The 12,885-nt window shown below is 52.6% G+C and carries 9 protein-coding genes and 1 pseudogene; 1 reads left to right on the top strand and 9 read right to left on the bottom strand.

Annotation, left to right across the window (positions count from 1 at the left end; translation table 11 throughout):
- Window positions 1–456: 456 nt before the first annotated feature.
- The 6 genes from D1159_RS07405 to D1159_RS07380 all read right to left on the bottom strand — a co-directional run bounded on the left by D1159_RS07405 (window position 457) and on the right by D1159_RS07380 (window position 6,313).
- Window positions 457–1,107 (bottom strand): hypothetical protein, encoded by a 651-nt coding sequence (locus D1159_RS07405; RefSeq protein ID WP_161845045.1) that lies wholly within the window; start codon window positions 1,105–1,107, stop codon window positions 457–459.
- Between the two features lie 15 nt (window positions 1,108–1,122).
- Entirely contained in the window at window positions 1,123–1,839 is a 717-nt protein-coding gene (locus tag D1159_RS07400) for a hypothetical protein (protein WP_161845044.1), read from the bottom strand.
- A 16-nt stretch (window positions 1,840–1,855) separates the two neighbouring features.
- Window positions 1,856–2,761 (bottom strand): DUF4367 domain-containing protein, encoded by a 906-nt coding sequence (locus D1159_RS19565; RefSeq protein ID WP_347563649.1) that lies wholly within the window; start codon window positions 2,759–2,761, stop codon window positions 1,856–1,858.
- Between the two features lie 682 nt (window positions 2,762–3,443).
- The gene (locus D1159_RS07390; RefSeq protein ID WP_161845042.1) at window positions 3,444–3,992 is read right to left on the bottom strand and encodes a sigma-70 family RNA polymerase sigma factor; all 549 of its coding nucleotides are present in this window, start codon (window positions 3,990–3,992) and stop codon (window positions 3,444–3,446) included.
- Between the two features lie 426 nt (window positions 3,993–4,418).
- Window positions 4,419–5,813, bottom strand: coding sequence for a relaxase/mobilization nuclease domain-containing protein (locus tag D1159_RS07385; RefSeq protein ID WP_161845116.1), 1,395 nt, complete (start codon window positions 5,811–5,813; stop codon window positions 4,419–4,421).
- Between the two features lie 14 nt (window positions 5,814–5,827).
- A complete protein-coding gene (locus tag D1159_RS07380) occupies window positions 5,828–6,313 on the bottom strand; it encodes a hypothetical protein (RefSeq protein WP_347563648.1) in 486 nt (161 codons plus the stop codon).
- Window positions 6,314–6,659: 346 nt separating this feature from the next.
- Here D1159_RS07380 and D1159_RS07375 point away from each other — a divergent pair, with 346 nt between their 5' ends.
- Window positions 6,660–6,935: a helix-turn-helix transcriptional regulator gene (locus D1159_RS07375; RefSeq protein ID WP_161845041.1), complete on the top strand. Its 276-nt coding sequence runs from the start codon at window positions 6,660–6,662 to the stop codon at window positions 6,933–6,935.
- 53 nt (window positions 6,936–6,988) lie between these two features.
- On the opposite strand, the gene mobC is transcribed toward D1159_RS07375, so the two are convergent.
- From mobC to D1159_RS07360, 3 genes and pseudogenes are all read right to left on the bottom strand, one after another.
- Window positions 6,989–7,330 (bottom strand): plasmid mobilization relaxosome protein MobC, encoded by a 342-nt coding sequence (mobC, locus tag D1159_RS07370; protein WP_161845040.1) that lies wholly within the window; start codon window positions 7,328–7,330, stop codon window positions 6,989–6,991.
- Window positions 7,320–8,147, bottom strand: a complete 828-nt coding sequence (locus D1159_RS07365; RefSeq protein ID WP_161845039.1) for a DUF3849 domain-containing protein — start codon at window positions 8,145–8,147, stop codon at window positions 7,320–7,322. Before D1159_RS07365 ends, mobC begins: the two co-directional genes overlap by 11 nt.
- A pseudogene (locus D1159_RS07360) lies at window positions 8,147–12,142 on the bottom strand (SNF2-related protein). Before D1159_RS07360 ends, D1159_RS07365 begins: the two are co-directional and overlap by 1 nt.
- Window positions 12,143–12,885 lie beyond the last annotated feature (743 nt).

Genomic DNA, 12,885 nt, shown 5'->3' with positions numbered 1-12,885 from the left:
CCGCTGTAAAATCGAAAAAAGCGCTTTTTGCCACATGGATAACCATGCGGCAAAAAACGCCTTTTACTATAAAAACGTATCTACCGTAACCGCGCAAAAAGGCTGCGAAGCTATATAGTCATAGCTACGCTTGCTTGACGGTAGCACAAATCATAGCGTTTGTCAACCTCTTTTCCCACATTTCTACGGAAAACATCCTTAATTTTTATATCGGCTTGTGCTCGGAAAAATTAAGTCCTGCGGGGAAAGCAATTACGGTTTTAGAGGCGTTTTGGATTGGAGGAAAACTATTTCTAACATTAAATTAAGATTGCGGGGATAGGTGAGTCTATGCTCATCTACAAAACGTTGGGGTCGATGGGTTCATCCAGATCGACGCTGGGAACAATGATGGCGCTGGGATATTCGGCAGGAGCAACACCTTTATCGGGAAAAGCACATATTTCATTAAGGCTATCAGACCTTTATATCAAAACTTGCGGGTGCATCCCCGCTCACCGCCGGAGCCGCCGTCTGCTTGGCGGCGGCTATCTCTGCCTCGGTCGCTCTGTATGCCTCACAGTAAATCTGAGCAGATTCATACTGGAACCGTGTTTCGTCTTTCGTGGGAACATCGAACCAACCACAAGAGTCACGATAGCCCGCAATCATTTCGCCATTCCCGTCATAAATCTCCGCCGTAGTTCCAAACATAGGCCCGTGGAATACTTTGGCAGTACAGAGGCCGTCTAACAAATCCAAGAGATTTGCCCCAGTATGCCAGACACGTTTAGGATCGTTGATTGCGGCGGACACTTGGGAAGTGGGGTTTGCCCGATCCGGGGAAACATACTGTTTCATTTGCGTATTCATCATGGCTGTAAAGCCGGTACGCTGCTTGCTATCGTACCCGTCCATGTAGCGGCCTTTTGCAGCATCAGCGCGGGCTTGGGCTTTGATTTGCTCAACATACTCGTCAGATAAAGCTCCACTGACTTTCTTGCTGATCGGCTCATATAAGCCGTCCTCGCTGACTGATATTTTGGACGCTGAACGGTTGGTGGGTCTGCTGGTGGCTCTATAAGAGCCATAAGAATTGTAAGCACCGAGAACACCGTTGATTGCCATAGTGCTGCCTCCTTGTTATGCACGAAAGTCTAAACTGGACTGTGTTCTGTTTCCACTACTGCTACGCAGCCCAGATTGGGCCGCGCGATAGGCTTCACCGAAGATTGAACTCGATGCTGTCTGGAACTGTGCTTCAGCCTTGGTAGCTATCTTTTTCCATTCACCAGTTTTACCGTCATAGCTGGCAAACTTCTCTCCATACTCGTCGAAAATTTCTGCTGTCGTCCCATTCCGTCCTTTTGTTACGGTGGCTGTATAGGGCAGGCCAGATAATTTCGCTCTGTTTGCCCCTGCCTTTTGAAACGAACCGGCCGATAGGAGCTTTGACACCTGGGAAATAGCTGAATCCCGATCTGGGGAGATATATTTCTTCATCTGTTCAGCTCGAAGCTCTGACATTTTGCCATCCTTGCCATAGGCCCCGGCTTGGGCATCCTTCTTGGCCTGGGTTTCAAGCGCACTCACATATTCCTTGGTCAGACCGCTGCTAACCTTGCTGCTGACAGCGCTGACATTCACGATATCCGAGCGAATAATTTTGGAGAGAGAAGTTTTATTAGACTTACGGCTGATGGATGAATTGTTAAGCAAACTGCCGGATTTGAGCTTGAACCGTCCCCCACTTTTCAACGAACTAAAAAGCGATGAAGTTGTCCTGCTCCGCATAGACAACATCCCCGATGTTCGCCTCATGCTGGTACGGTAACTCCTTGGAATACCGCTAAAACGCATATTTTGTTCCTCCATTTCATTCCTGGGTTGTTTCCGCCTGTGCCGCACGATATGCCTTTAGATAAATTTGATTGCTCTCATACATAAACTGCATTTCCTCGGCGGTGGGCACCGTGATGGTTTCTCCACGGCCACTGAGATAGTGAATTTGGTAGGTGGCAATCAATACGCCCCGCTCGTCCACGATATTGGCAGTGGTATCGAAATAGTATTCCAACGTATCCAACATACCGTATTCGGCAAGCAGCGCGTAATCAACATCGTCGCTCACCCAGATGGTGGCTGCGTAGAACGGGCCGAACAGGCTCACAATGGTCTCGCCAGACCGCCCCTCCTTCCGGAGCGCATCGGTTAGGGCGGAGACACGGGCCAGCGCTTCCTCCCGTTCCGGGGAGATATACCGGGCCATCTGGTCATTCTGTAACCGGTCATACTCCTCCGACGCATAATTGCCGGTTTTTGCGGCCCGTTTGGCGCAGTCCTCCACCTGGGCCACATAGGTTTCCGTCAACGCCTGTTCCACTGCCTCCAGCAGCGGAGTTTCTCCTTCGTTGGCAGTCTGGATATCAATCAGGTCTGTGAATCTGTTGAGCTGTACGATCACGTTTTCCGCAATCTGGATCAGTTCCTCTTCCGGCAACGGTGCGCACACCCATAGGGTGCTTCTGCCCTCGGCGGCGGGCCACACCAAAACACTGTCCCCGCCCTTGGTGCCGCTTGGGTACAGCTCCGCGGCCCTACCGTCCACAGAGACAGCCTTGACGCCGTTTGTCCTGGGCCTGGGCGCCTGGGCATCGTCATTGGAATACCCGAATGTGATGGAGAAGCCCTGATCGTTGCCGTACACAATCTCGCCGCTTCCTGCCTCCTCGTTCTCCGACTCCAAATAATACCCGCCATACTCCAAGGGCAGCCAGGTCACCCTGTACCGCCTGGGCATGGACTCCGATTGCTGGATGCTCTCGGCAACTTTTACTAATTCGCCCCCCGACAATGGGGCGGTAATCCAAAAAACAGCATCACGTTCATAATCCGTCCACACCAAAATGCTGGGACCATCGTTCGGATTCAGGTATAAATCCGCAGGCAAATTCCCTACAGAAGATTCTTGAACGATTGCGCCCTCCCATTCCACATTCAGCGATGATTTTTCTGTGCCTTTCAAATATGAGACAGTCAACAATTCATTTTCGTTATTTTCATATTGCGAGCGGATATAGGTTCCAACTTGCGGTGCAACGATTTCCTCATACCCCTCTGGAACCCATGTGGGAGCGTATACTTTATCCTCCGAGGGAGGCTGCTCCTCGCCGGAATAGCGGTAAACGAACCACGATTCATACGTTTCTCGTATCCAGCCCACGAACGCCGCCCTTGCCTCCGGGCTGACTGCCAATACGGTGCAGCCGCTCAACAGCGCCAACAGCAGGAGACAAGCCGCAGCTTGGGCAATTCGATGCCGGACAGGGTGATCGGCCCTGCGAATTAGCTTTTTCATTTTGCGTTCAAAAGCTGATGAAAAAGTCAGAGTATCATCTTCGCTCAATATTTCATCGGAAGGTATTTCCTCCAACTCCATGAAATACGCCTCTTGCAAAGCCGCTTTAAGCGTTTTCATCTTCATGCTCCTTTGTCAGTTGATCCAACAGCTTTTTTCTCCCTCGCTGGGCGCGTTTTTTTACTGTCTCTGCTTCAATGCCCAGTAACTTGGAAATTTCCGTCAGCTTGTATTCCTCCACGCATTGGAGATACAGAATGTCCCTATAAATAACCGGCAACTTTTGGATGGCACTCAACACCTCCTCATAAGCAATCCGATCCAGCACATCTTCCTCCAGATCGTACTCTATCGGAATCATGGCCTCTGGACTCTCAAGAATATTTTCTTCCTCTCGTTTCGCAAGCATAGTAAGCGAGATGTTTCTAACTATAATAACCGTAAACATTCGTGTTCGGGGACAATTTATCTGTCCGACTTTTGAAAAATTTTTCACCAGCCGCAGAAAAGCCTCCTGCACCGCGTCCTCGGCCAGTTGGTGATCCTTCAAAATCTGCATGGCAATATGCAGCATGGTTCGCCGGTAAGCATAATATAGAGTTTCAAATTTTGCCCTTTCCTCTGGCGTATCGAGCATTTGCAAATATATCAACATGGAGAGCTACCTCGTATTCTGTCTCATATCAGGGTGGGTTTGGTGCCCTCAGAAGCACTTTCTCCACAACATACCCACTACTTATATAAACTTGGAAAAGGAGAGTTTGGGGACAGGATTTTTGAAAAATTATAAAATAAATTTTCTTTGCAATAGAGCCTGCTATTATAGGCCATTATAGTATGCAGACTAATCGAGGGCAAGCGCGTCCCATCTTGGGGTCTCTCTCTTTCATCTATACTGGGACGGGGGACGAAAGACGGGAGATAAAGGATGCGGCAAGCAATGCATCTGTATATACAGATGCGGAAAATCGGAGATTTCTGCCGGAGCAGAAATCTCCGATTTAGCTTGTTGGTGGCTCCCGCCCCCAAACCCCTATTTCGCAGATTGGCATCTGCGGCTACGCACCGTTCCGGCGCTATTTTACCTCGCGCTCTCGCGCTCGGCCTCTCTGATCCTCGTTTTCTCCTGTTCCTCCAAGCCCAGGATATACTCGACGTTGGCCTTGTGGACAAGCAGCTCCCGCATTTCTTTTTTTGCCTCGGCGTACTCGGCATAGGCCGCTTTTTTCTGTGCCAGAAGTTCAGCGTACTCGGCGTTCAGCCGTTTGACCGTAGGCAGCTTTTTGAGGCCCGCCTCGTCAAAGGCCCTTTTTGCTGCCTTGTGGACGATAATATCGTCCTCATGCGCGGCCAGATATTTTTTGGAATAGCCTACTTTCCGATAGCCGGCATACACCTCGCGAGTCTTGGCGTAGCCTATGATGTGCGTCCGCAGCGCAGCGATCTCCGCCATGCGCTTTTCGGCAGATTTTATGGTCGCACCTAATTCGCCCACCCGCGCTGATGCCGCCGCAGACTTTTTCGCCAGCTCGTCAAAGGTGTCAAAATCGTGCTGCTGGACATAGAGGACAGACCGCGCCATCTGTTTCAGGATACGGACAGAATCCCATTGTGAGTGCCGCCCGTTCAGCTTGTCCTCAATCTCTTTAATCAGTTTTGCTTTTTTCGGAGCGGTCAGCCGACGGTTTTTCCTGGGCGTGTGTACCTTTGCGCCGGAGATCACCGCGAAAAGCTCTTTCTCAGTGTAGCCCTCGCCCAACGAGTTCAGACGGATATTCTTCTGGCCCGCTTTCATCAAAGTAATATTTTTCCCGCGCCTGATTTCATAGCCGGAGGCGGACAGCAGCTCCAGCAGGGCGTCCATGCTGTGCGGCTTTTTGGCAAGCGCCTCGTCTATAAGGATACGCACTTCCTCCCAATGGGAGAGCTTGGCCTGACTGCCCAGCCACTTGTTATAGCTCTTGCCTTGGCGCTTCGGATTACTAATCACAGACAACCGATGCTCCATGCAGATGAGGTCGCTCAGTTCACGGACGGCTTTTGTACTGCCCCAAAAGTTTCTGAATTTTCCCATACAAGATAGTTTAGTCGAGTTCCAGTACACATGATTATGGATGTGCTTTTTATCTACATGGGTGCAGATGATAAAGGCGTGTTCGCCCTTGGTAAAGCGCATGGCAAACTCATAGCCGATGCGGTTGGCTTCCTCCGGCGTGATCTCTCCCGGCTTAAAGGATTGCCGTATCTGATAGGCGATCACATCATTGTCCTGTGTCCGGCCTGTGAGCGTCAGATACTGTTTTTTAGAAAGCAGAAACTCTGAGTCGGCTGTTTGAGGGTCGCACTCATAGGAGGAAATGTACTCTCCGCTGTTTGTCTTTTCGGGATTTTCCCCGTAACCCATTCGGTCAGACAAACACTGTGCCAGCGTCTTTCCCTTGTTGATGTGCATGGGAATAATGCGCGTTGTCGCCAGAGGCATACCCCCTTTCAAATAATTTCATTGAGTATCCCAGCTATGTTGATGATTTCCTTTCCCTGTTTCTGTGCATACTGCATCGTTTGATAGGCCCCGCCCTTATTTCGTTCAATGCAGCAGATTACCAAATCGGAATGGTCTACCATTTCGCGGTTCCTTGTCTGGATGGCCGACTTGAAATGTCCGCCTGCGGCGGCTTGGCATACTTCGATCTCGTCATAGTAGCCCTCAAAAGAATCGTGATTGTTGGCATACTCCGCCGTCAGATATGGGAGGACAAGAACAAGGGAGCTGTTATCATCCCGTACCGTCCGTTTCAGGCGCAGGACGGTGGATGCCGCAAGCTGATCGAAGTCGCCGTTTCGCCCAACAAGAAATTCTACATATTCTCTTTCGGAAAGCAGCTCTCGGATCAGCTTTTCCAGCCGGCACTCGGCCTCCATAAAATCGTCAAGCTGCCTATGTCCGAAAAAGCTCACTGTGTAAATCTCCATCATGGTAAACTCTCCATATAAACATACAGGGGCATTTGCGGCAAAGCAAATGCCCCTGTTCTGTTTCCCGGCGCGTCTATCTCCTGAACTTCCTCTTATCGAGGCAACGGCGATTTGCTTTATGCGCCATCCCATACGGGTAGGTAGTCATAAAGCTCTATCCTAAATGATTGTGTATAGCGGCCGGCAAAACATCTCACTTAGGTGCTGCTTACCAAAAACAGCAAACGCCCTCTAATAATATACATTTGTTATCTGATCTAGTCAAGTGTTAATTGTCCTATGCGGCTATAAACCAGAAAAATCAGTATAATACATATATTAAACAAACGCGAGGGGGTGCGGCTGTATGAGCAAAGAGGTATCTTTTAAGAACTATGACCGTTTCATCCAGTTGGGCATCGCAATTTCTACCTTGCGTAAAATGCGTGGTTTGTCGCAGGAAAAGTTGGCGGAAAAGGCGGGGATCAGCCGGGCACTGCTCGGTGCAATAGAAGCGCCGAATCTTGCGAAAGCATTTTCACTGGAAGTGTTCTATGACATAGCCGATGCGTTGGAGGTCGATCCGGCTGACCTTATTACCGCCTCGGTGTTTCCAGACCACATTATCAATAAGAAGAAGTGACAGGGAAAACGACGCCCCCAGCGGCAGGCCGGGGGCGTCGTTGAGTTTCCTGTTCAGGCAATCGCGGCCAGCTTTTGCAAAATTGCATTGGCGCACTGCCAAAGCTCCTGCTGCTGGCGCAGCATATCTTCCATATCCTCGGCGTAAATCCGGCTGGTGGAATTGACGCGGCGGGCGACCTGATTGAGATTATTGCTGGAGCGCCGCAGGAGGGAGATCATCTCCCGCAGCTCCGGCAATTCCAGCTTTATCACATAGCCGTCAATCGCCATTTTGCGGATATAGGCGCTGAGACTGACGATGCCGGACAATTCCGCTTTCTGCTGCATCAGATCGTATTCCTCTGGAGAAACACGAAACAGAACCGTCTTGTCCCTGCGATTTTTACCGCTCATGGCTTTTGTCCTTTCCGGCCTTTGCGGCCGGTTGCGGCAGGGGCTTTTGCAGCTTGCCCAGGATAGATTCCTTTTTCGGCTGCTCTTTCTCCCTGGCTTGTTCCTTGCGGAAGTGGCTCACGAACAAATCTGTCAGGCTGGAGTGCGCCCTGTCCACCACATAGTAAACGCTGTGGTCGTTCTCCCGCGAGCCGAAGCTGGCCTCCATGGGAACGGCCTGCGCCCACGCCCTGTTGTTTCGGGAAAACCGCTGATCCCAATCCTTGTGCTGGATAGTGGTAGCCAGCACAAACTGCACACGCTCCGGGCCGAACCTGCCCACTACCTCTTTGTAGATAGCGTCAGTATTCAGGCGGTTGTCGCTGTAATTATCATTTATAGCCTTTTCCAGCGCCTCCTTGCAGGCAACATTCGCCTTGTAGGATGCGCGGAACACATCCAGCTCATTGTTCTCTCTGGCGTGTGCGCCGGACTGGAGATAGACCGGCGTGTGCAGCAGCACATCTCGCTCATCCCGAATCACATCGTCGGCCCTGTTTTCGATGACATCCCGCACATTGTCCATGTGGTTGGTCTCGGTTTTCTCCCATGCCTTGTAAACATCAGCCAGCGGGGAAGAAGATTTCAACAGGGCCGCAGCCTGCTCCGCAGGCAGGTCCAATTCCTCCATCGCCATCACGATGTCCTCCCGAACGGAGTATTCATAGGCATGGTCCAGCACCACCTCCGCGTTCTGGCTTTTCAGCCAGTCGCGGAAGGTGTTCTGCTCTGCCGCCATCTTCTCATAGAGGGCGGTGTTCAATTCCTCTCTGTTCATCAGCGTACCTCTCTTTCCTTGGTTTTCTCATTCTTAGCGGGCGGCGGCAGCGGCGCTTTCAGCTTGGCGAGGATAGATTGACGGGGCTTTTTGGCGATAGCAGACTCCGGCTCGGCCAGCGCCTCCATCGGCGTCTTATCGTCGATGTTCAGCTCGGCGTTCAGCTCCGCCAGCCGCGCAGACTTCTCCCTATACTCCTGCTCCTGCGGAAAAGGTTTGCCCAGCTCCGCTTTTGCAGTCTCCACTTGGGCGTAGAGGCTGTCTAAGTGTTCCTGCGTAATCTGCTTTCGGTTTTCAATGTTACTGAGAACATTGTCAATGCGGGCGAGGTTGCCGCGGGCGTCCTTACCCAGCTCGACGCGGTGGCTCATCGCCCCTTTCAGGGTAAGGAAATACTTTTTTCCGAAGTCCTCCAGTGTCAGGGACATCTCAAAGCCACGATAGCTGCCAATGGGCACAGGGTCCAGCCCCTTTACATCCTTAAAAGCATCCAGCAGGGCAGCGCCGGCGTTCTCCTTATCCGTCAGCACATCGCCCCGCACCGTCATGCCGGCAAAGCCGTCTGCCGGGTGGGGATACTCCTAAACGGTACGCATATCCTGTTCAAACCCAGCGATGAAGGTCTTGTCCTGCTCGATCTGCTTGGGGAAGGTTTTCAACAGCTTGTCCTCCAGCTTGTATTGCTGGCTCTGATGGCTGGAGCGCATAAGCTTCAGGCGGGAGACTTCCACATCCAAATCCATCTTCTCCTTGATGCGCTCGTCGCCAGCGCACAGCGCCTTGATCTCCGCATAGGACAGCGCCGTTTCGTCCACATCCTCGCAGGAGCGGACGGGGGATTTTGAGGTCATGATCTGGGAGATAAACTTCTGCTTGTTTTCCAAAGTCTGCCAGAGGTAGGCGTCAAAGGTGGCCTCGGTCACATAACGGTAGATATGCACCTCTGGGTTCATATTGCCCTGCCGGATAATACGCCCGCTACGCTGTTCCAAATCTCCCGGCCTCCACGGGGCATCAAGATCGTGGAGGGCGATGAGCCGGTCCTGCACATTCATCCCCGCGCCCATCTTAAAGGTGCTGCCCATGAGGACGCGCACCTGTCCGCTGCGGACCTTGGCGAACAGCTCTTTCTTCTTGACCTCGGTATTGGCGTCATGGATAAAGGCAATCTGCTCTGCAGGGATACCGCGGGCGATGAGCTTTTGGCGAATGTCCTCATAGACCGTAAACTCCGGCTCGTCTGCCGGAGTTTCCTTATCCACCGCCGCCAGCAGCGCATGAAGCTCCGCGCTGCCCGCTGTCTTATTGCCGCCCCTGTTGGCGGTCTTGTTTTTGGCCTTGGGGGTGGACAGGTCGCAGAACAAGAGCTGGGTCAGCTTGTCGGCCTGCCCCTCCTGCCAAATCCGGGCGATGTTGTTCACGCACATATTGACTTTGCTGCTGGGATCGTCGGGGAGGTCGGGGTTAATAACACGCTGGTCGAGACCCAGCTTTCTCCCATCCGAAGTCACCTTGAGCATATTGTCAACAGAGGCGTCCACCAAACCAGCGTGTACTTTGGCGGCGCGCTGGGAAAGCTCCTGAACCATGCTTTTTTGGATTTCCGTAGGCTGGGCGACCTCGTTGTGATAGATGGGCGTCGGCGTTGGCAGATTGAGCTGGTCGGCGGTTTTAATGTCCGCCGCCTCTTTGAACAGGTTCATCAGCTCCGGCAGATTGTGGAACTTGGCAAAGCGCGTCCGCGCCCGGTAGCCGGTGCCCTCCGGGGCAAGCTCGATGGCGGTGGTGGTCTCTCCAAAAGTAGAGGCCCAGCAGTCAAAGTGGGTCAGGTTCTTGCGCTTTAGCATATCGTGCTGGAGATAGCGCATCATGGTGTAAAGCTCGGTCATACTGTTCGAGACTGGGGTGCCGGTAGCAAACACCACGCCCTTTCCGCCTGTCATTTCGTCGATATAGCGGCACTTCATCAACATATCTGAAGATTTCTGCGCATCGGTGGTAGAAAGGCCGGCCACATTCCGCATTTTTGTGTAGAGAAACAAATTTTTGAACGAATGTGCTTCGTCTACATACAGCCGGTCTACGCCGAGCTGTTCAAAGGTCACAACATCGTCCTTGCGCGCTCCGTCCTGCAATTTTTCAAGCCTTGCCTCCAGATTCTTCCGCGTTTTCTCCAACTGCTTGATGGTAAACCGTTCCGCATTGGCGGCTTTCAATTCCTCAATGCCGTCTGTGATCTCATCAATCTGCTCATGGAGAAGCCGCTCCTGCCGCTCTCTGGATACGGGGATTTTCTCAAACTGCGAGTGACCGATAATGACGGCATCGTAGTCGCCGGTGGCGATGCGCGCACAGAACTTCTTGCGGTTGTGCGGTTCAAAGTCCTTTTTCGTGGCAACGAGGATATTGGCGGAGGGGTAGAGCCGCAGGAACTCAGCGGCCCACTGCTCCGTCAGATGGTTGGGAACGGCAAACAGACTCTTGCTGCACAGCCCCAGCCGCTTGCTCTCCATAGCGGCGGCGACCATTTCAAAGGTTTTGCCCGCGCCCACTTCGTGGGCAAGGAGGGTGTTGCCGCCATAAAGAATGTGAGCAACAGCATTGAGCTGATGCTCACGAAGCCGGATTTCCGGGTTCATACCGGAGAAGATGATGTGCTGCCCGTCATACTCGCGGGGGCGCGAGGAATTAAAAAGGTCGTTGTACGTCCGCACCAGCGCCTCGCGGCGGTCCGGGTCTTTCCATACCCACTCTTGAAAAGCGTCCTTGATGGCCTGCTGTTTCTGCTGGGCGAGGGTGGTTTCCTTGCTGTTGAGGACGCGCTTTTCCTTGCCGTCAGCGTCCACTTTGGTGTCATAGATACGGATGTCGCGGAGGTTCAGCGTTTCCTCCAGAATCTTGTAGGCGTTAGCCCTCTCGGTGCCGTAGGTCATAGAAGCGTTGATGTTGCCATAGCCCACGGCGCTTTTGCCGGTGATGTTCCATTCCGCGGTGTACTCGGAAAAATTCACCCGAATATCCCGACGCAGATAATAGGGCGGCTCAAAGGTCTCCTCCATGAATTGCTGGATATACCCTTTGTCAATCCACGTCGCGCCCAGGCGCACATCAATCTCCGAAGCGTCCAAATCCTTGGGCTGGGCCGTTTCCAGCGCCTCCACATTGGCGGTGTAATCTTCTGGATGGAGTTGTGCCGAGCGTCTGGCCCATTCCAGCTTTTCCCGCACATTGCCGGAGAGGTATTCGTCGGCTGGCAGATACTTTTCCTCCCTGCTGCCGCCGTAGCCATACATGGGATTCAGGAAAATAACGCCTTTCAGCTCCCGATAGATTTCTTCCTCGGATAATCCGACAAGCTTCCCCATATACGCCATATCCACCTTGCCCCGCTCCCCAATGGAGAGCGCCAGCGCCTCCACGGGGGTGTCAACACTGGTCACGACCTCATGGGGCCGGATGGTCCGCTTGGTGAACATATCCGCCTTGCGTTTCAGGTTGCGTTCCTCGTCCAGCTCCTCCAAAGAGCAGAGCAGGAAATAGGAGCTGTCATCAGCAAAAGCCAGGGAATTGGCGCGGGAGTTGATAAGCCCGTATTTTGCGGTGTAACTGTCGTACAGCCGGTTCAGCTCGGCTTGGGTCGCCTGAATCGTAGCATCGGAGATAAAGCCATCCATCTGCTGTCCGATGAGCTTCTGCACACAATCCCGCAGCTCGATCATACCTTTGACGCGCTCGCTGGCGGTGGCGTTCAGGTCAGGCTTCACCATGACGCTGTTTTCGCGGTAGTACACCTCTCCATCCACAATGGTGTAGGAGTAGTTTTTTACATCAGGGTCGGCGGGAATCGTGTCGCGGATTTCCTCGTCCTCACCGAGATCAGGCAGCTCCGCCTCCCGATATTCGCCGGTGATGTGCTGCACCGCCTCATGGAGTTGTGCGGCAAGCGGGGTCTCTTGGAAAGGCTCACACACCACCTCGCTTTTGTCGCCGTACATTTTATCGTCCAGCTTCAAAGTCCCCATGACCATTTCCGGGTGCTGGGTAAAATAGGAGTTTACAGGTATGCCGTCCTCAGTGCGCCCTAAATGAACCCAATCCGGCTCGATCTCAATGGGGCGATCACGCTTTTGCAGGAAAATAATATCTGTTGTGACCTCTGTGCCAGCGTTTGCCTTAAAAGCGTCAGACGGCAGACGGACCGCGCCCAGCAGTTCGGCCCGCTGTGCCAGGTACTTGCGTACACTGGGGTCTTTTGCATCCATGGTGTAGCGGCTGGTGACAAAGGCCACCACGCCGCCGGGACGCACCTGATCGAGTGCTTTCGCAAAAAAGTAGTTGTGGATATTGAAATTCAGCTTGTTGTACGCCCTGTCGTTCACCTTGTAATTTCCGAACGGAACATTCCCCACAGCCACATCATAGAAATCCCTGCGGTCAGTGGTCTCAAATCCGGCCACAGTGATGTCGGCTTTGGGGTATAGCTGCTTTGCAATTCTGCCGGTGATGCTGTCCAGCTCCACACCATAGAGCTTACTTCCCGCCATGTTGTCGGGAAGTAGTCCGAAGAAGTTACCAACACCCATAGACGGCTCTAAAATATTGCCGCCGGTAAAGCCCATATTGCCAAGGGCCTCATAGACGGCCTTGATGACGGTGGGGCTGGTATAGCGATAGGTAATCCGCCGCTTTTACCGTCCTCATGAGAGGATGGCAGTCAGAGCGGATTTTCCCCCGCTTC

Source organism: Pseudoflavonifractor sp. 524-17 (assembly GCF_009935845.1).
Classification (GTDB): Bacteria; Bacillota; Clostridia; order Oscillospirales; family Oscillospiraceae; genus Pseudoflavonifractor_A.
The sequence above is the reverse complement of the archived record's forward strand: the minus strand, read 5'-3'. Positions and strand labels throughout refer to the sequence as shown.